This window comes from Pseudomonas sp. RIT409 (genome assembly GCF_003052515.2).
GTDB lineage: Bacteria > Pseudomonadota > Gammaproteobacteria > Pseudomonadales > Pseudomonadaceae > Aquipseudomonas.
Genome location: NZ_QARE02000005.1, coordinates 1 through 19,612, shown reverse-complemented (window position 1 = coordinate 19,612; position 19,612 = coordinate 1). Strand labels below are relative to the sequence as shown.

Here is a 19,612-nt window from a genome sequence, read left to right as displayed (position 1 = left end):
TTCACATGTGCCTTAACGGTAAACGGTCAGCGCCATTGCGCCGAACATGCAGCTGAACAGCCCCAGACGCAGTAACGCCGGATGCCAGAAGAATCGGTACAGATCGAGGCCGGACATCAAGCGATCCAGCGCCCAAGACAACACCATCGCAACCAGAAACATCAGGGTCACGGTCGGCATGTAAACGCCGTGAAAGGCGATTTCACGAGGCATGCGAAAGTCCTTGCGCCAATTGCGCGTCAGCTTGGGCGGGCGCAAAGGCGGCCAGCGGTGATTGCGGGTCGAGCAGGCAGGTCCGGATGAAATGCAGGTAGCTCTTCACCCGACGCAGCGCCGATGTGTCGAAATGCGGGGCGAACGGCTCGTCGGTGTTCTGCACACAGTTGATCGCGTGGTCCACCGCATACAGGCAACGCGCCAGATTGTGGTGATCGGGTTGGATGAACAGCCGCACCAACGCCCGCCCCATGGCACGAACCGCTTGTTGCCAGGGCTGTGATGGGGCGTAGCTCGGATGCACGGGAAGCGCGTCCTGCTCGCGACGCAGTTCGATGATTGCGTGGCCGATTTCCAACACCACGAACATCCAGCGCAACAAATTGCGCTGCACCAGCGGCTGGCCCGCTGCCAAGCCGTACGCTTGGTGCATGAGGTCCCGGGTACGGCTTTCGAAACTGGAGCGGATGCCGCGCAAAGGGGCGCTGATGGCGAAACTCACCTGCTGGCGCAGATCGCTTTCCAGTCGCCGCCAGAACCAGCGACTGTTGGGCGGCAAGATGATCGCCCCCGCCGCGGCGCATAACAGCATGCCGATGACCATGCCGATGTAGTCGTTGATGAACGCATAAGGGTTGTACACCGTGAGGTTGTCCGGCGCCGAACCGATGCTGAAGAAGATCAGCAAGCCCAGCCCATACCCCGCCCACTGCGGCCGCGTGGTGAGAAACGCCCCCACCGCGAACACCGGGGCCAACACCATGCACAGCAGCGCAAAACCGTCGATCCGCGGCAGCACGAAGAACGTGATGAAAAACCCGAGGAGCGCCCCGATGAAGGTCCCGCACGCCATTTGGAAGGACATGCGGCGGGGATTGGGCGTGGTGGCCGACAGCGCGACCGTGGCCGCCGACACCAACGTCATCATCGCCCCGCTTGGCCAGGCGGTCGCGACCCAGTACCACGACAGCACGGCCATGATCACCAGCGCCCGCAGACCGGACGCCAGCGACAGGGTCCAGTTAGTGGTCGATACGAATGGCTCGACCCACTTCTCGCGCGCGTGACGATGGTCGGCCAGCGAAGCGTGGGTCTGCGCGTAGTCGTGCATGTCATCGACGAAGCGATAGAGCAGCTCGTACGCCGTGTGGAAGTCCAGCAAGTCGTCGTCGCTGGGGTCCGTCTTGACGAATTCGGCACGCAGGCTGCGGACGTGGTCGGGCATCTCGGATTTGAAGGCGCTCAAACGCGTGGCCAGCAGCGCAGCGTCCGCATCGGTCAGGGCGCGTCCGGCAAAGGGCTCGAGCAATCCGCCCAGCGCGTCGAGCCCCGGCTCGATGGCCTGGACAGCCGGCGTCAGGCCACGGCGGCGCAAACGTTCGAGCAGCTGGTGCAGGGCGTTGAAGCGCGTGGTGATGGTCATGAACTCGCTGTTCAATCGGTTCAGACGACCGTTGCGGCGGCGCATGTGTGGGTCTTCGAAAACGGTCACCGCACGCTGCCCCTCGAGGCCAACGGCATCGGCGATGAAACGCACGTTGCTGGCCTCGAACGCCTCGGGATCACTCTGCCCGCGCAGTCCATCGATCACGAATCGGGCGAATACGCCAAATCGCTGATACACCGTGTTGCGCATGGCAACGCCGGAACTCTGCGGCAGGATCGCCGCGCTGATCAATGTCGAACAGACGATGCCCAGTGAGATTTCCAGCAACCGCCAGACCGCTGCCATGAACGACGTTTCCGGGTGCGCGAGCGCCGGAAGCCCGGTGAAGGCCGCGGTGTAGCCCGCCAGGACGAACCCGTAGGCGCGAAAGTTGCGATAACGCGCAGCCCCTGCGCAACAAAAGCCTACCCATAGCGCCATCAGGGTCAGAAACGGCGCACTGTCCTGGGGGAAGAGCGCCATCATGATCACCATCGCCACGGACCCCGCCACCGTGCCGAGCAGGCGATAGAAACTCTTGGCGAACACGTGCCCGCTCTGCGGCTGCATCACGATGAACACCGTGATCATGGCCGTGCGTGGCTGCGGCAGTTCGAGGCGCATCGCGATCCAGTACGTGAGGAAGGCGGCGATCAGCACCTTGAAGATATACACCCAGGTTACCCCGTCACTGCGCGCCCAGCCGTTGAGTTCGCGACGCAATTCCAGGGATTTGAGCCAGTGCAGGACGGTGGTCATTTCAACTCAGGCCCTGTATCGCCCGATAGGACGATATCGCGGACAAGCGCGCTCCTACGTTGGAATGCGATCCCTTGGAGGCGCGCGCCGGGCCTGGGCGGCACATCCGACGAAGTGGCCTGTTTGTCTGGCGGAACATTCATCTGATCACTGTCCCAGCACGCTCAGCGAAACCGGCGTTTTCGGCGCGACGGTTTTTTCAGCCGCTGGCGAATCGTTCCCTGCCATCAATCCCCCACCCAGCGCCACCACCAATTCGGCGTGAACGGTCAGGCGAGCGGCCTGTACCTGCTGCTGAACCTGCTCCTGATGAAACAGCAACGTTTGCGCGTTGAGCACATTGAGGTAATCGGTCAGGCCGCGTTGATAGGCGACCCTTGCGATGTCGTAAGTCTTCTGCGCAGCCGCCACCGATTGATCGGCGAAGACTTGCTGTTTGCTCATCGACTCGCGGCGAATCAACTGATCGGAAATGTTCTTGAGCGCATTGATCAAGGTTTGGTTGTACTGCCCGACCGCAGCGTCGTACCCCGCCGATGCCACACCCAGTTCCGACCGCAGACGCCCGCCATCGAAGATGGGCAACGTGATGGCGGGGCCCACGCTGTAGTTGAATTTCTTACCGGTGAGAAACTCCAGCATCCCGCCACCGGTGGCCATGTAACCGAGGCTGCCCATCAAGTCGACGTTGGGGTAGAAACCGGCATGGGCGACGTCGATGCCCCGAGCCTGGGCCGCCACGCGCCAGCGGCTGGCCACGACATCAGGGCGCTGGCCCAGCAGTTGCGCAGGCAACGAGGACGGCAGTTTGAGTGCGGTCCCTAGCGACAAGGTCGGACGCTTGAGGCTGGCACCGTCGCCCGGCCCCTTTCCAGCCAGGGCTGCGATCTGATTGCGACTCAGGGCAATGGCTTCATCCAGCGCGTCGATCTGGCGGTGGGTCTCCGGCAGCGGCGCCTGTGCCTGACTCACCTCGAAGTGAGTGCCAATCCCCCCCTTCAACCGACGCTGAGCCAGTTCGAGGATCTGCTCTTGCTGGGCAAGGGTCGCCTCGGCGATGTCACGCTGGGCGTAGTTCAGCGACAGCTGAATATAGGCGCGGACGATGTTGTCCTGCAGTTCCAATTGCGCCTGCCGCGCTTGCGCTGCGCTCATATGGGCCATGTCCAGCGCCTGCTCGGTGCTGTTGCTTTTCTTGCCCCACAGGTCCAGGGAATAGCTCAGGCCGATGGACGCGTTGTTATCCCACGTACTGGTGTTCGACAGGTCGCCGGGGCCGTAGAACGGGTCGGTGGGCCAGTTGTGACGTTTGAGAGTGCTGTCCGCGGTAGCGTGCAACGACTCGGCCGACTCGGCGACGCCGGCCATGGCTTTGGCCTGCCGAACACGGGCGGCGGCAATCGCCAGGCTGGGACTGCCCAGCGCCGCCAGCTCGATCCAATGGTTGAGTTGATCATCGCCATAGGCCCGCCACCACTGGCCGTCCGGCCAATGGGCATCCTTGTCGGCTTCCTTGATGGCCTCGTCGGTCGCCAGACTGTCTGGCGATAACGTGGTGCTCTGAGGGGCAATTCCGCCGGTTCCAATGCAGCCGCTGATGAGTAACGTTAAAGCCCAGACACTGAGGGGCATGAGGCCCCTGACGATGCGACGCGGCACAGCTGCAATTACCCGAAATGAGAGATGTGGAAGCGAGCGGCGATTCTAGGACGCGTCTGTTTCGCCGATAAGCCGGGCGTTCTGCGAATCTTTGTTACTGAAAGGAAGATAATCCTTTGGTATGGCTGACATAGATCAGTAACTTCATGTCACAATTTGCTATCTCACCAGAGAACGGCCCATGGACACTCTGCAAAACATGCGCGCTTTCAGTTGCGTGGCCCAAGCGGGCAGTTTCACCGCTGCGGCCGCTCAACTGGACACCACAACCGCCAACGTTTCCCGCGCTGTTTCCAATCTCGAAGCGCATCTGCAAACCCGCCTCCTGAACCGCACCACTCGCCGCATCGCCCTGACAGAAGCCGGCAAGCGCTACCTCCTGCGCTGCGAGCAGATCCTTGCTTACGTCGAAGAAGCGGAAGCAGAAGCCAGCGATGCGCATGCACGCCCTGCCGGGCAATTGAAAGTCCATACCATGACGGGCGTCGGCCAGCATTACGTCATCGATGCCATCGCTCGCTACCGACGAAACCACCCCGACGTGTCGTTCGACCTCACGATGACCAACCGCGTGCCGGACCTGCTCGAAGAAGGGTTTGACGTGTCCATCGTGCTGGCCAGCGAACTGCCGGACTCAGGCTTCGTTTCGCAGCGGCTGGGCATCACCTACAGCATCTTTTGCGCTTCGCCGGCCTACATCAAAGCCTTCGGGCTGCCGCAGAAGCCGACGGATCTGCTTAACCATGCGTGTCTGCGGCTGGTCAGCCCGGCCTTTCCGCTGGAAAAGTGGGCATTCGACGGACCCGAGGGCCAGGAAACCGTGACCATCGGCAGTTCGCCCTTTCAGGTCAACTCGGCCGACGCGATGAAGGCTGCCATCAGCAGCGGCATGGGCGTGGGCATCCTGCCGATCTATTCGGCCATCGAAGGTTTGCGTAACGGCTCGCTGAGCCGTGTATTGCCGCAATACCGCTCGAACGAGCTGAACCTGTATGCCATTTACCCGTCGCGCCAGTATCTGGATGCGAAGATCAAGACCTGGGTGGAATACCTGCGCGGCTCGCTGCCGGAAATCATGGCGGCCCATGAGGCGGATTTGCAGACCCACGTCCTGCCAGAGTTGGTGTAACGGCGAACGATATCCATTGCCGGACCGCGCGTGCTCTGGGCGGCGTTCCGACGATTGCGGAGTGCCAGTCCTACTACCTGCTGTGGCCCACCGCAATCGTCGGATTGCCGCCCAAGGCAAGCGCGCTCCTGCAAAAGCCGTTGCGCGGCTCCCCCTGCCCAACCTCCAACAAGAATGTTAGCGTGCTACGCATCGTCCTTCTGAACTGCCGAGAGAAGCTATCCGATGAAAAAGACCGTCCTTGCCTTCAGTCGCGTGTCCCCGGAAATGGCCGAGCGCCTGCAGCAAGACTTCAACGTGATCATTCCCGACCCTAAAAAAGGCGACTTGAACGCACAGTTCAACGATGCCCTGCCCCACGTGCACGGCATGATTGGCGCGGGCCGCAAGCTGGGCCGCGAGCAGTTGGAGAACGCCGCGCAACTGCAGGTGGTGTCGAGCATTTCCGTGGGTTACGACAATTACGATGTCGATTACCTCAGCGAACGCGGCATCCTGTTGACCAACACGCCGGACGTGCTAACGGAAAGCACCGCGGACCTGGGTTTCTCGCTGATCATGAGCACTGCGCGCCGCGTGGCCGAGTTGGACGCCTACACCAAGGCCGGGAAATGGACGCGAAGCATCGAGGCGCCGCAGTTCGGCACCGATGTCTACGGGAAGACACTCGGCATTGTGGGTATGGGCAACATCGGTGCGGCAGTCGCACGTCGCGGGCGACTGGGGTTCGACATGCCGATCCTGTACAGCGGCAACTCGCGCAAGCCGGCGGTGGAGCAAGCATTGGGTGCGCAATTCCGCACGCTGGATCAACTGCTGGCCGAATCCGATTTCGTGTGCCTGGTCGTACCGCTGAGCGAAAAGACTCGACACTTGATCAGCACGCGTGAACTGGCGTTGATGAAAAAAAGCGCAATCCTGGTGAACATCGCACGCGGTCCGATCGTCGACGAACAGGCCCTGATCGAAGCGTTGCAAAACGGCACGCTGCGCGGTGCTGGGCTGGATGTGTATGAAAAGGAGCCATTGTCCGACTCGCCGCTGTTCCAGTTGAGCAATGCCGTGACCTTGCCACACATTGGCTCGGCGACCCATGAAACCCGTCAGGCCATGGCAGACCGAGCCTACAGCAACCTGCGCGCCGCATTGTTGGGTGAGAAACCGCGGGACTTGGTAAACCCCCAGGCCTGGAAGGGCTGAGCCTTCCTGTGGACCGTTCCCACGCCCAGCGTGGGAACACACCTCAGAGCACCGACCTCAGGCCAACTTGGCCGCTGCCGGCAATACCGCTTTCGGTTTCCTGAACACCAGAACATTACCCACCATGACCAATGCCAGCCCCATCAAGGCGGGCAAGGTCCACTGATAGCCTTCGGCGAACGCCGAGACGTTGAGCGCTACCACGGGGAACAGCACGGTGCAGTACGCGGCGCGTTCCGGGCCCATACGACCCACCAGCGTCAGATACGCCGTGAAGCCGATCACCGAACCCGGAATCACCAAGTACAACAGCGAGCCGATGTAGCGGGCATTCCATTCGAACGCGAACGGTGTTCCGCTGATCAGGCAGTACCCACACAGCATTGCCGCGCCGTACAACATGCCGTACGCGTTGGTGGTCAGCGGCCGCAGGCCGGCCTTTTGCTGCAGGCTCGACAGCATGTTGCCCGCCGAGAAGCACAGCGTGCCAAGCAGGGCCAGACCGAGCCCGATGAGCGTTTCGCGACTGGCGCTGTGCCCCGAAAGCTCAGGCCAGAACAGACACCCCAGGCCGAGCAAGCCCAATGCGCCACCGGCCAGCACATTGCGAGCGATTTGCTGTTTGAAGAACACCCGCGCGTTGAGCGCATTCCATAAGGTGGCGGTAGAAAACACCACCGCCACCAACCCGCTGGGAATCCAGCGGCTCGCCGTGTAGAAGCACATGAAATTGACGCAGAACAGGCAAAGCCCCTGCGCCAGGCAAATGAACTGCCCCCGGCGCCCGAGCCGTTGCAACTTGCCGCTGGCCAACAGCAGCGTGAACAGAATCAGCGCCGAGAGGGCAAAGCGGTAAACGATCGACACCGGAATCGCCACCTCGCCCAATTGCAGCTTCAGGGCTATCCAGGTGGTGCCCCAGATCAGGACGGTCAGCAGGTACAACGAAATGTTCATGACAGGCTCCTCGATGAGCCACCAGTCTGCTCGACGCCTGTCGGCGCCACTTGCAAAAACTTGCGCATTTGCGTGCTCCCCCGCTGCCAGCGAGCCTCTCAGGGAGTAGGATGCAAACACCGCAACCGATGGCGTTCACGTCTCGGCAGTCAAGGTTCCACGAGCAGCCCCATGCCCCCACTCGACCACATTCAGGTATTCCAGTCGCTGAACCGCTCGCCCCATGCGCGCTTGGAGCAAAGTGCCTCGTTGGGAGATGGCGTCGTGGCTGCACTGTGGAACAACCGCCACGATGCCCAGGACTATCACGCCCCCAGCCACCATACCCTGTCCTGCTACATCGACGGTGGCACAGGGACTTACCGCCGAGATCAGCCCGACCGCAAAGGCGCACCGGGCAAGCTGTGCGTATTGCCTGCCGGGCACCAGTCGTCATGGGTGGTCAATGGCGATATCCGGCTGGCTCACCTTTACATCAGCCCTGAGGACTTCGCGCACCGTTGCGTCACGTTGCTGGACCGCGAGCCTCGGGAAATGATGCTGCGCGAAGCCACCTTCCTCGATGATCAGGCGCAGGCGGAGCGCTTTCATCGTTTAATCCGCATGAACTGGAGCGAACCGGGTGACCGTCTGCAGACCAGCAGCTTGGCGCATGACCTGCTCGATCACATGGTGCTCAACCAGATGGGACTGCGCGAAGGCCTGAAGCTCAAGGGTGGCCTGGCGCCGCACCTGCGTCGTCAGCTGGTGGAGTTCATCGAGCTGAACCTCGCCGAACCCCTGAGTCTCGGGCAACTGGCGAACCTGTGCGCGCTGTCCGAATACCACTTCGCGCGGATGTTCCGTGAAAGCTTCGGTTTGCCGCCACACCGCTACCTGCTCGCCCGCCGCATCAACCGGGCCCGCGAACAACTTCGCAACACGCGCCAGCCCTTTGGTGACATTGCGCTGGCCTGTGGATTCGCCAGTGCCAGCCATTTCAGCAACACGTTCAGGCAGGCGATGGGCGCAACGCCGGGGGCCTATCGGCTGGCGTTTCAATCCTGAGGCCGCATTCCGAGCGGGTTCGTGCCGGTGTTCGACCTCCGCACCTAGAAAAACCTGGCCACGCGGTGCGTCAGACAGCCCGACAGGCAAGCTCAGGCGCAGCGCTCAGAAGCCTCTCAAAAAGCCAGCGTGGTCGCCAGAACCACTTGCCGCGCGTCCCCGAGGGAAACGAAATACTGGCTTACTGCCGAGCTGTAGTACGTTCGGTCGAACAGATTCTTCACGTTGAGTTGAAACGTGAGCGTTTGCCCGTCCAGCTTCGTTTCGTAGGTCGCGAAGGCGTCGGCGATGGTATAACCCGGCAAGGTGAAATCGTTCGCGGGATTGCCCGCTCGATCGCCTACGTAAGTGGCGCCGGCGCCGACTCTCAGTCGATCACCGCCCAGCATCGCACCCGCGTCGTACGCTGCCGACAGCGAGCCGCTGTGCCTGGGCACGTTCTGCAAACGGTGACCCTCCAATGTCGGGTCTTTCGTCACCCAGGCATCCGTGAAAGCGTAGCCACCGATCAGGCTCCAACGCTCGGATAACTGCCCACTAAGCTCCAGTTCGACACCCCGTGAACGCACCTCGCCGGCCGTGCTGTAGACCGTGCTGGCGCTTGGCGCGTCGAAATTGGCCACCAGTACGTTGCGTTTCCTGATATCAAACAGCGCCAGCGTGCCGCTGACCCCGCTCTGCAAATCCCATTTCGAGCCCAGCTCCCAGGCCCTGGACTGTTCGGGCAAGGTGCCTGAATCGAGCACGGTGCCGCCCGTCAGCGCCGCGATGCTGGCGTTGGGTTTGAACGCCTCGGTGTAACTGCCATACAACGACACCTCGTCGTCGTATCGATAGACCAGCCCCGCGCGGGGAATCCATTTTTCGCCGTTCAGGTCGGTGTTCCGGGTGAACGGAATGCCCTTGCCGGCCTGCTGATCGAAGCGTTGATAGCGCGCACCCGCGACGAATACCCACTTATCGTTCAGGTGCAGCGAATCCTGGAGAAATAACGCGTCACTGCGCAGAACATCCAACTGATTGCTGTCGGGGGCGCTGACATGCGTACCCTCGACCTCTCGGCCATACATTGGGTTCAGGTAACTGAAGGTGCTCAGGCTCCTTTGCCGAATCAACTCACCACGGTAGAACTTGCGGTACTCGTCATCGAATCCCACCAGCAGATCATGGCGCATTCCAGCGATATCGACGCTGCCATCGAGGCTCAGCGTGGTGAAACGGTCCGTGCTCAAGGCGTCCCCGGTACCATCCATCGAGCGACTCAAGGTGCCGCTGGCCGGGTTCACGGCGGTGACCCGCACCTGGCTGGCGTCGTAGGTTTCCCGGTTGTAGCTGTAGCCCAGATGACCCTTCCAGTTCTCGTCGAACTGGTGATCGATTTCCAAGTGATACAGGTCCGAGCGCCCCTCCATGCTATTGAACGGCTCGTCCAGCCTGCGAGTGGCTGGAATGTCCAGCGGATGATGGGTGACGGGGTCGATAGCGGTCCCTCGGTCGAATGGCGTCAAGAACTCACGATGCTCATAACGAGCGATCATTTGCGTGGCCTCGCCATACCAAGCCAGCGATGGCGCCACCAGGGACTCGCGATGAACGCCGAAATTGCGCCAGTAATCTTCGTCCTCGTGGTCAACGATCAAACGATACGCGAGCGCCGAATCGCCCACCGGCCCCGTGCTGTCGAACGTGGCGCCGCTGCCGTTTTTCTCCGAGCCGTAACTCGAGCCTCGGGCCGTCAGCGCATGGCTGGGCTGCGATTCGGGCCGTTTGCTGACCACGTTGATCACCCCGCCCGGATCTTGAATGCCGTACAGCAGCGAGGCAGGGCCTTTCAGGACTTCCACGCGCTCTGCCGTGGCATTGAGGCTGCGGCCCTGAACCACCGGCATCCCGTCGCGCATGATCGAACCGTCACGGTTTTCGCCAAAGCCGCGCTTGATCAGCGTGTCCTGGGTACTGCCCAGCGTGTTGCCCTGAGTCACGCCGCTGACGTTTTTCAAAGCGTCGTCGAGGTTACGAGGGGCCAGGTCTTGCAGCACCTGAGCAGGTACCGTACTGACGAACTGCGGATTTTCCAGCGAAGGGGTGGAGGTCCGCATGACGGAGGCACTGGCCGGAGGCTGCCAGGTCTTTGTGCGGTCGCGCGTCGCGTCGATTTGCGTCAGGTCCAAGGCAATGGCGCCGTCGCTCGGTGCAGGTTCCAGCGTGAACGTATCGTGCGTCGCACGACGAAACCGCAGCCCCGATCCCCTCAGCAATCGGCCCAATGCCTGTTCGGCAGTGAATGATCCTTTGAGGGCCGCAGCCTCGACGCCATACGGAGCGTCCTGCGTGTAGATGACGCTCTGCCCGGTGACACGGCTGAATTCGCTTAGCGCATGGGGCAGCGGTTTGGCGGACAGTGAAAACGCATACGCAGGCTCGTCCGCCTGAACGCAAGCGCTCCACACGGTGACCAAGGACAAGCCGAGCCAGACTTTCACGTGCAAACACACCTCTGCATGATCCGCTCAACGAATCACAATCACCCGCCCCAACGCTTCGTACTGCTCGAACCCAACGACCGATTTGAGTGCTGCCAGCACCGCCGCCGGGTCTTTGCTCGGGAAACTGCCACTGACTGTCTTCGCAGCCAGCCGATCGTTGAGCACCACGATCCGCCCTGGGTAGTAGCGGCCCAGGTCGTCAATGACTTCCGCCAACGGTGTGCGGTAGTAATTCAGCCACCCTTGACGCCAGGCCAACTGGCTTTCGCTGTCGACAGGCTGAGGAGGCGCCGTGTGGATCGCGTCATAGGTGACGCGCTGGCCCGCCGTGAGTGTCTGTTGCGGCAAGTCGGCGCCCGCCTTCACCCCCACGCGCCCGGACAGCACCGTGACCCGCGCCCCGTCGGGCTGCAGGCGCACTTCGAACTGTGTTCCCAGCACCCGTGTTTCACCCTTCTTTGCGTCCACCACGAAAGGCTGGCCTCTGTGAGTGACCTGAAAGAAAGCCGCACCTCGACGCAAGCGCACATGCCGCTCGCCCCTGGCGAAATCCACCGCAATGGCGCTGTCCGCGTCGAGCGTGACCTGTGAGTCGTCGGCCAGCGTTACAGTGCGCACGAGCCCCGGCCCCGTAACGTAATCGGCGCCCATATCGTCGATCCAGCGCTGCGGCTGCCAGCCCAAGCCTATGCCGACCGCCATCACCACCGACGCGGCCATCGCCAGTGCGGCGGTCCAATGTGGCCATAGACGCCTGGACGGCGCATCCATCTTGCTGAGCAACGCGTCCAAGGCTGCCGAGTCCTCCGCGGCGAGCTTGGCAGCAGGCTCTTCACTCAGCTCCCAGATCACCTGGGCCTGCGCGTAAGCCTCGGCGTGAGCGGGATCGGCGCGCAACCAGCGGCTGAAACGCGCCTGATCCGCAGCACTTGGCTGCTCGTGAAGCAGGGCGAGCCACTGCAAGGCAGCGGCATGTTGTTCGGGCGAAATCATCAGAGCGGAATCCAGAGGCGCTTTCATCGGCGAGCGTCCTGATCCAGGCTCGCCTTGCAGACTTGCAGGGCGCGCATCATATGTTTTTCCACCGCGCTTTGTGAGAGCCCCATGGCCTTGGCGATTTCGCCATATTTGCGTCCGTGGATGCGGTTGAGCAGAAAGATACGGCGGGTCTTGTCGGGCAACTCGCGGAGCGCGGCTTCGATATGGCGCAAATCGTTGCTCGCTTCGACGGCGGCTTGTGGCTCATCGGTACGCAGGTCCTGCTCGTCGGGCAGCAGCTCTTCATTGATACGGGCCCGCGTGCCCTCGGTGCGCAAATGATCAATGGCGATATTACCCGCGCAGCGCAGCAGGTACGTGTTGAGTTCCTCGACCTGAACCAAAGGTCGCCGCCAGAACCTCACGAAAAGGTCCTGCACCAGGTCCGCCGCCGTTGCCCGGCAACCGACGCGTCGACTGACCAGCGCTTCCATCTGCGAGCGTTGAGAGAGGAAGACTTGGAGAAAATGCGCCCGAGCCGCTTTAGGGGCATCGGGGTCGGCGTCAGCAGGCGCCGAGGTCGGAGGGACGAGGTCGATCATCTTGGGCTCAGGCCGAATGTTGAAGGCAGGCAGCGACCGGCGCGAGCAGCGCGCCGATTCCTGCCATCGACAAGGCCAGCCTTGGCCAATAGGACATCGCAAAAACCAGCACCACTGCGCTGGCCATCAACGCGGCAGACCATTGCACCAACGCTTGCCCCAAGCTCAGGGCCCAAACGGCCGCCCAGAGCGAAGCAAGCAACGTGCCCCAGCCCATTAATTTGAGCCACCGACTCCGCGCGACCGACAATGAGCCGCCGATGAGCGCCTCGTAGTGACGGCTCATCGACAAGCACAGTGCCGTGAAGCCGAGGTAACAAAGCAACGTCGCCAGCACCATCAGTTGACCTCGCGAACGTTGGCGGAGGCGCCGTCCGGCTGATGACGCAAGCCAGGGGCCCGCCTCACGTCTTGGGAGGTGAACCTACCCTCCAATGCGGCGCTGCTATCCCGCCGGAACCTGAACGCTCCCCAGGCCAGAAACACCCCCGTCGCCGCCGCCGTCGCATCCAACGCTGCCTGGGTCATGTCTCCCTGTTTCAACGAGGCCAGCAGATAATCGCCCGCCGTTAGCACGTCCAACACCGGCAGCGTGCAGTACAGCAATGCCCCGAGCGTCAACTGCTCTCGCCACGCGGTACGGCCGTCACGCAGGAACACACGGACGAAGCCATGCAGCAAGGCCACGGCCCATACGTAGAAAAACACTTTCACTTCCCAATCGCTTCGCGCGGCGAAACCGGTCGGCAACAGTCGGTTGGCCCAGAAAAAACTGACCACCGCCAGCATCAACCCCGCCATCCCGGACACATTCAATGCTTCCACCAGCCGCAGCTCGAAAGGCATGACGCCGGCTTTGGCGTGCTTGAGCTTGCGTTTGCCCAGCCAGATCACCAAACCGGTGCCGATCATTGCGGTACCGCCGATACCCGCCAGGAAGTACAGCCAGCGCAGGAGCGGGCCGGCGAAATGCCCCATGTGCAACCCATAAAGCCCACCCGCCAGCACCAGCGATGCCGAGCTCATGGTGGTTTGATTCTTCAAGTCACCGCTGACCCCATCGAACACCAACGCGGTGCCGGGTTCGTTGGCGATGTGATCGGCGCCATGGCGCGTCAACGTCACCGAAGCATTTGCGCTGCCGGGGTTGTTGACCGTTATCAGCCCGACCCGACTGCCCGGCCATTTGTCCGCCGCGACAGCGAGCATTGGCGCGATCGGTGCCAGCGGCGCACGTTCGGGCGCGGGGGGAGCCGTTTTGAATGCGGGGAACAGGTCGTCGAAAAAGCCCTGCGTATCTTTACCGTAGGTGGTGAGAATGCTGGCGGGCATGATCATGGTCATGAAAATCACCAGGCTGCTGTAGGTGATCATCAGGTGGAAAGGCAGCACCAGCACCGCGACTGCATTGTGACCATCGAGCCAAGTGCGCTGCCCTTTGCGTGGACGGAAAGTGAAGAACTCCTTGAAGATTTTCTTATGGGTAATGATGCCGCTGATCAGCGCGACGAACATGGCCATCGCGGCCAGCGACGCCAGCCAGCGCCCCCAAGGGTGAGGCATCTGCAACTGGAAGTGGAAACGGTAGAAGAACTCGCCTCCCTTGCTGTCCCGGGCCAGGACTGGAGTACCGGTCAGCGAGTCCAGCGGTTTTTCCTCGAAACCGCCCTTTGCCTTCGCCCAACTCACGCCCAATTCGGGGGTGCGCTCGTCCGGCAGCCGAATGAACCAGCGTTTGGCGTCGGAAGCGTTTTGCTGCAGCCAACCCTGCGCCAAGCGAATGCTGTCCACCGTCGTGACCGCATGAGGCACGATTTCCGGTTGTGTCCATCGGGTGATTTCGTTCTTGAAATACGAAAGCGTGCCCGTCAGGAAGATCGCAAACAGCAGCCAGCCGAATACCAGCCCAACCCAGGTATGCAACCAGGCCATTGCCTGGCGAAACCCATCTTTCACAGCAGCCACCTCGCACTGGCGTATACCGTGCCGAGGAACGCGTTGAGCATTATCAGGCCATACCAAGCGCGCCACGCGGTACGGCAGGCGAAGCACCACAGCACAGCTGGCAAGTACACGAGAAACGACAACGTCATCGACAGCACCGCCGCTTCAGCCCGAGGCAACGGCAGGAACTGCGCCATGCAGACACTGGCCAAGGCGGCCAGCAGGTAGCCGCCGATCAGCGCCGCCACTACACGGGATGCAACGGCCAACCGGATGCCGACGCTTACTCCCGCGCGCGTGCGGGCAGGTATTGGGCGCCGTTTCAGGGCGCAAGGGCTTGACGACGAGACTCGCATCAGGAAAAGACCCTCATCACGGCGTCAGAGATTTCGCGGCAGTACGAGCGAATCGTCATCAGAGGAAGGGGTCCCGAGCAAGGTCAATGCGAAGGCCGAACAACGGCAGAAGCATAAAAGAACGCAATATTAATGATAAATATTCTCATATGCAAAAAGATTGGCAATCTACTTCGCACAGTCTCGGCAGACGTGAGGGGATATTATCCAAACGCATGTCTTACGGCGTCGAAAAGCGCTGTATCTCCTCTTTAAGTGACTTGAAAAATCAATTCTGCAAGGAAATATTTCTCTGTTTTGGGGGTTGAATTGTTATCCGTTCGGCGCCAACACTGTGCCTGAGGGCAGACGAAAATCCATCTTCGTCGAGACTCTCCCGAGCAAGCCAAAGTAAGGGAAGAACTATGCAAATCCAGGTCAACAGCGATAACCACATCGAAAGCAGCATCCGACTGGAGGAGTGGGTACGAACCACCGTTGAAAGCACGCTCGAACGCTACGATGAAGACATCACCCGCGTCGAAGTCCATATCGGCGACGAAAACGGCGACAAACCTGGCCCCCATGACATCCGCTGCCAGATGGAAGCCCGGCCGAAAGGACACCAACCCATTTCCGTCACGCACAAGGCCGATTCGCTGGACCAGGCCGTGGACGGCGCCGCGCTGAAGCTCGATCATGCGCTGGATCACCTGTTTGGCAAGTTGCGCAGCAAGCGTGGCGGCGTTTACTCCATCAGTGGCGCCAACAGTCGTAACACCGACCAAACGGACGCCCTGCTACAGGAAGAATTTCTCGAAAACGATCAGGCTCGGCAAGGCTGAGTCGCTCGGCTAGATAACAGAGCGATCAAGATGAACAGGCGGGCCCGTCAACACGGGCCCGCCTTTTTTACGTCTCAACAACAGCCAAACGGCAGGCAGCTTGACGCTCACGAGCCTGAATCGGCCGATTAGACAGCCTTCTGGCTAACCTCGAGAATTGACCAACCCGTCAGGTCACGCACACAAAGCAGGCACCCGGCGCGTTAATGGTGCTCGGACCCTGAAGAGGCGGCAGTTGGCTAGCACTGCACACTGATCCGAAACGATTAACTCAGTCACATTTCAGGTGCTTAAAGGATTCACGAGCGATTGAAGCGCGCTGAAATCGCTGACTGGCCCGAACCCTGCAAGTATCAGAGCGTCGAGCCACCACCTCTGCAGGCCCCGCTTTTCATGGCTCGATGGGGCCGCTGACGACCACCCGACGCAAATGGACGACGACCGTCCATCCACCGTCCAGAACTAAAGGGACTAACCCTCAGTCAACTTATGCAGATCGATAATCAGGTATCAGGCCATGGACAACCCTTTTCAGCAGATCACTGATGCATTCCACCCAGAATACCGGGTCAATCTGAGTATCCAGGGCCTAGACGGCACCATCATGCTGACCCTTTCCAACGCGTCAGGCGTGGTTGCGAAACGCCTGATCAGCGCCGAGCAGCGCAACTCTCCGAAGCGTTTGCGCCGTCTGATCGAAAGCGTTCAATTCGGCATTGCCATCGAACAGGGTCACAGTGCGATCAAGATTCTGGCCGCCATGACCGATGGCGACCTCAAACAACTGACGCCGCCCCCGGCGAACCAGCAGTCCTTCAATCGTCCGCAGTTGAATGTGGGCATTTGACACCGAACGTCTGAGCCGGAAGTTTTCCCGCATGATGCGAAGCTGAAGGAGGCGACGAGTACCCTCGCCTCCCATTTCGCGGATCTCCCCCTCCCCGCTTGCAATGCAGTGTTTCTAAACCGAACGCCAGTTGTTATTGGTTATGTGGCCAAACCGGCCGAACGCTTCGCCAAGCCCCTCAGATCTCTCCCTTCTCCTCGATCACCGCGCCCTTCTTGTTGCTGTGCGGGTCCGGCACTTTCACCGAAGGAAATTGCGACGATGCGTAGCGCACCACAAGGATCGCGAAGGCCAGCAGCAGAATTGCACCACTGAGGTACACGACACCCAGGTCCGGCGGCGCGTGGTGCGAGACGTCGGAGATCAGCAGTCGAGTCAGTGCAGTGATCGCCACGTAGATAAGGAAGCGAACCGGCATGTGGTTGGTCTTGACGAAATTGCCGGGAGTTTTCTGAAAAAAAATTTCAATATTTTTTTGTTCACATTAACTTTCCAAAACTGAGAGGCAGATGATGTAGCTGGGTCTCACCTTCGACACACCCAATCCTCAATCGACAAGCTTGTAGAGTTTTTCTCCGTCACGACACTTTGAGTTTTCCTAGCGCAGATCCTTGGCGCTCCAAGCGTCATCGGTTGAGCGGATCGTTTTTACGAACTCGGCTCGATGACTCACGTCGCACAGGCAAAGGGCTGGATGCTGGCTGGAAAGCGTCCAAGGCATCCGGTCACAATGGTTATTGACACCAACAGTTTTTGATCTATGCTGGCGTTTGGCCTGCCATCGTGCCATTGTCAAATGACTTATGGATTTAAAGCTCGCGCATGGATAGCAGATAAACTCAGAAATAAGGGAATAAAATGGCTGGAGGAGAAAGAGCTGGTATTGCCGCAATTGCTGGTAAAGTTGCAAACGAAATTATTCCTTGGTTGAAATGGAACTCACATCCGCCACCAGACCAAAATTTCGAATGCGTACAACCCCAGAAGCATAATCCACCTAAAACCGAGCCCGACTCAGAGCAGAAAGCACACAATCATCCTACAGACGTAGTTTATTCTTACATTGATCCATACACAGAAAAAACAATTGCCCTAAACACAGATCTTAAAAGTTACGCAACTGGAACAATAAAACAATTTGCTATTAGGAAAGCATTAAAGTCATTAGCGCATTCAATAGACTGCGCTCGTTATAGCGATGAGTGGAAAACCCGATATTCATTAACCCAAGAAGATCTTGAAATTAGGGGCATGCTGTTCGTATACAATCACGACGGCGGGTGGGACAGCACTTTTTACGATATTTTCTATGGAAAAAAAAGCGCAAAAAAGTCTAGCACTAACACGGAAAGCGAGCAAGATATCAACATCCTGAACATAGACCTACAGAAAGACCAGCAAATACACATACTAGAACCAAGCAGCATAAAATATATAAAAACTGTTATAGATGATTTGGAAAAACTCCATTCTAGAGGGGAATTCAACAGAGAAAACTATCAATTCTTCTACCCTGATCTTAACCTTCATAAAGCCAAAAATCTACCAAGTTCCAGACCAGCGACCCTTGAGCTGATCTCTGCTCCTTTCATGATCATTGAGTATCAAGAAGAACATTTATTTAACGCAAAGCAAGAGCCAATCAAAGCCATCGATGCAGGGTACAAAATTTATTACAAAGCAAGAATAGATGACTGGAAAGATATGTTTTTCTTGCTCGACTCTCTATCCAACTACCAGATTTTAAATAGCAACAAAAAGATATCAATTCGAGCGATTGCATCTGATCAAAGCGATATGGCAAAAAATTATTTTAGGACAGCCACCCAAGAGTACATAAAGAAATGGGGTAAGTCGGAAACTATAGAAAAAATAGAGTTCGAACTCATCGCTACCGTGAGTGATTTCTTCAGCAAAGAGGAATTGGACTGGTGAGTATAGAAAAACAAAGCATTTATATGCCAAATGACAAAGCAATTTGTGATGCCGTAAATAGTTCAAAAGTCAGCAATCAAAGCTTGTCAGAAATATTTTTTAAACGCGGCATTATTATCTCACCAAAAACAGACAGAAAAAATCTTTCATTCTATTACTCGCGAATGTTCACCGGCTATAGAGACTATGACGAACTCACCTCGAATCTTCAGTCAATAACTCAACGGGAGAAAACGACCTCGAGATTCATAACCAATACCAGTTCTGGAGAAGTGCTACAGGCTGCGAACGAATTAAAAGATATAATAAACTCTAAAGACTATCCAAAGGACGCATCCGCCACCATTGCCAAACATCAAAACGAAATCAGGCTAACAATAACCTACACAGATATAAATCCCAACAAAAGCCAACTCCAACAGACCGTCACCAAAGAATCCACTATCGTAATCACCGAAGAAAAAGGGGAACTGACACTTCGTTCTCCGTACAATGAAGACTCTGAAAAGTGGGTAAACCATCTTATCGAAATCCTAAGTAACGACAAAGAAACGCCACCAAAGATAGAGACGATTTCGCTAGAGTTCTTAGACAATCCAAAGCTTAGGTCACAGTTCTTGGAGGAGCTGATCAAAGCAATCAAAGGTTACTCATTAAAAGATGTTTCAAAAGTTTCAGTTTTCAATCCTGAAAAAATCAATAAACCTTCTGGAATCTCAGATGAACTGGAAACTGAAAATGACGATATCGACTCTGGCACCCATGTATTTCGTGCATCACTAAATGGGAAAGGAGTACTAAATTCAAAAGAAGTAGACTCGTTACATGAAAAAGGATTTTACACGTCTCACGTAGTATGGACATGTAGTGAGGAGTCAGCCACACCTGATATTTATGAAATCGAGATAAAATTTGAAGATGCCGAAAATTGCAGTAAGTTCTCACAAAAAGTAAAGGGCTTTTACAGATACATGTCATTGGATAAGTATTCCACTAATAGGTTCCCACCCTCAGGAACCATAGAGCGAGACATTCACACAAAAATTGAAACCACCGCGAGAACTTTAATTTCAAAATTCATGCTAACAACTCTCCCCTCGACAAAGGAAGAGGAGGCTGAAAGTGCGTAAACTTTTCAGCTTAAAAATTGACCTTGATGAAGTGACATTATTTGAAAGGATAAGTAATTATAAAAATACGAAATCTGATCACGGAATCTACGACATAATCACGGCAGGAAAATTTTT

Annotated in this window: 16 protein-coding genes and 2 pseudogenes; 7 read left to right on the top strand and 11 right to left on the bottom strand. The window is 58.1% G+C overall.

Annotation, left to right across the window (positions count from 1 at the left end; genetic code table 11):
- Positions 1-12: 12 nt before the first annotated feature.
- From DBP26_RS08220 to DBP26_RS08210, 3 genes are all read right to left on the bottom strand, one after another.
- The gene (locus DBP26_RS08220) at positions 13-213 is read right to left on the bottom strand and encodes a DUF1656 domain-containing protein (RefSeq protein ID WP_108236797.1); all 201 of its coding nucleotides are present in this window, start codon (positions 211-213) and stop codon (positions 13-15) included.
- The gene (locus DBP26_RS08215; RefSeq protein ID WP_108236796.1) at positions 203-2,401 is read right to left on the bottom strand and encodes an FUSC family protein; all 2,199 of its coding nucleotides are present in this window, start codon (positions 2,399-2,401) and stop codon (positions 203-205) included. Before DBP26_RS08215 ends, DBP26_RS08220 begins: the two co-directional genes overlap by 11 nt.
- A gap of 147 nt (positions 2,402-2,548) precedes the next feature.
- Complete coding sequence (locus DBP26_RS08210; RefSeq protein WP_108236795.1) at positions 2,549-4,060, bottom strand: efflux transporter outer membrane subunit; 1,512 nt, start codon at positions 4,058-4,060, stop codon at positions 2,549-2,551.
- 181 nt (positions 4,061-4,241) lie between these two features.
- Here DBP26_RS08210 and DBP26_RS08205 point away from each other — a divergent pair, with 181 nt between their 5' ends.
- Positions 4,242-5,189: a LysR family transcriptional regulator gene (locus DBP26_RS08205; protein ID WP_108236794.1), complete on the top strand. Its 948-nt coding sequence runs from the start codon at positions 4,242-4,244 to the stop codon at positions 5,187-5,189.
- A 225-nt stretch (positions 5,190-5,414) separates the two neighbouring features.
- Positions 5,415-6,389, top strand: coding sequence for a D-glycerate dehydrogenase (locus DBP26_RS08200; RefSeq protein ID WP_108236793.1), 975 nt, complete (start codon positions 5,415-5,417; stop codon positions 6,387-6,389).
- Positions 6,390-6,446: 57 nt separating this feature from the next.
- Here the strand turns inward: DBP26_RS08200 and DBP26_RS08195 are convergent, their stop codons facing one another.
- Positions 6,447-7,346 carry a DMT family transporter gene (locus tag DBP26_RS08195; RefSeq protein ID WP_108236792.1) on the bottom strand — a complete coding sequence of 300 codons (900 nt, stop codon included), beginning with the start codon at positions 7,344-7,346 and terminating at the stop codon, positions 6,447-6,449.
- Positions 7,347-7,517: 171 nt separating this feature from the next.
- Here DBP26_RS08195 and DBP26_RS08190 point away from each other — a divergent pair, with 171 nt between their 5' ends.
- Positions 7,518-8,393 carry an AraC family transcriptional regulator gene (locus DBP26_RS08190; protein ID WP_108236791.1) on the top strand — a complete coding sequence of 292 codons (876 nt, stop codon included), beginning with the start codon at positions 7,518-7,520 and terminating at the stop codon, positions 8,391-8,393.
- Positions 8,394-8,509: 116 nt separating this feature from the next.
- Here the strand turns inward: DBP26_RS08190 and DBP26_RS08185 are convergent, their stop codons facing one another.
- From DBP26_RS08185 to DBP26_RS08160, 6 genes and pseudogenes are all read right to left on the bottom strand, one after another.
- Positions 8,510-10,858 (bottom strand): TonB-dependent receptor, encoded by a 2,349-nt coding sequence (locus tag DBP26_RS08185; protein WP_256601031.1) that lies wholly within the window; start codon positions 10,856-10,858, stop codon positions 8,510-8,512.
- Between the two features lie 45 nt (positions 10,859-10,903).
- Positions 10,904-11,899 (bottom strand): FecR family protein, encoded by a 996-nt coding sequence (locus tag DBP26_RS08180; RefSeq protein WP_108236789.1) that lies wholly within the window; start codon positions 11,897-11,899, stop codon positions 10,904-10,906.
- Positions 11,888-12,459 (bottom strand): annotated as a pseudogene (locus DBP26_RS08175) (sigma-70 family RNA polymerase sigma factor); the annotation flags it as partial. The pseudogene DBP26_RS08175 and the gene DBP26_RS08180, both read right to left, overlap by 12 nt.
- Before the next feature lie 7 nt (positions 12,460-12,466).
- Positions 12,467-12,799: a DUF3325 domain-containing protein gene (locus DBP26_RS08170; RefSeq protein WP_108236787.1), complete on the bottom strand. Its 333-nt coding sequence runs from the start codon at positions 12,797-12,799 to the stop codon at positions 12,467-12,469.
- A complete protein-coding gene (locus DBP26_RS08165; protein WP_108236786.1) occupies positions 12,799-14,415 on the bottom strand; it encodes a PepSY-associated TM helix domain-containing protein in 1,617 nt (538 codons plus the stop codon). The genes DBP26_RS08170 and DBP26_RS08165 overlap by 1 nt, the downstream gene beginning before the upstream one ends.
- Positions 14,412-14,759: a DUF3649 domain-containing protein gene (locus DBP26_RS08160; protein WP_108236785.1), complete on the bottom strand. Its 348-nt coding sequence runs from the start codon at positions 14,757-14,759 to the stop codon at positions 14,412-14,414. The genes DBP26_RS08165 and DBP26_RS08160 overlap by 4 nt, the downstream gene beginning before the upstream one ends.
- 404 nt (positions 14,760-15,163) lie before the next feature.
- On the opposite strand from DBP26_RS08160, the gene DBP26_RS08155 reads away from it, so the two are divergent.
- Positions 15,164-15,583 carry an HPF/RaiA family ribosome-associated protein gene (locus tag DBP26_RS08155; RefSeq protein ID WP_108236784.1) on the top strand — a complete coding sequence of 140 codons (420 nt, stop codon included), beginning with the start codon at positions 15,164-15,166 and terminating at the stop codon, positions 15,581-15,583.
- Between the two features lie 517 nt (positions 15,584-16,100).
- Positions 16,101-16,430: a DUF3509 domain-containing protein gene (locus tag DBP26_RS08150; protein WP_108236783.1), complete on the top strand. Its 330-nt coding sequence runs from the start codon at positions 16,101-16,103 to the stop codon at positions 16,428-16,430.
- Between the two features lie 178 nt (positions 16,431-16,608).
- On the opposite strand, the pseudogene DBP26_RS08145 reads toward DBP26_RS08150, so the two are convergent.
- Positions 16,609-16,860, bottom strand: a pseudogene (locus DBP26_RS08145) (phosphate-starvation-inducible PsiE family protein); the annotation flags it as partial.
- A gap of 428 nt (positions 16,861-17,288) precedes the next feature.
- Here DBP26_RS08145 and DBP26_RS26850 point away from each other — a divergent pair.
- Entirely contained in the window at positions 17,289-18,365 is a 1,077-nt protein-coding gene (locus tag DBP26_RS26850) for a hypothetical protein (protein ID WP_146749654.1), read from the top strand.
- Positions 18,362-19,495, top strand: a complete 1,134-nt coding sequence (locus DBP26_RS08135) for a hypothetical protein (RefSeq protein ID WP_146749653.1) — start codon at positions 18,362-18,364, stop codon at positions 19,493-19,495. Before DBP26_RS26850 ends, DBP26_RS08135 begins: the two co-directional genes overlap by 4 nt.
- Positions 19,496-19,612: the final 117 nt, after the last annotated feature.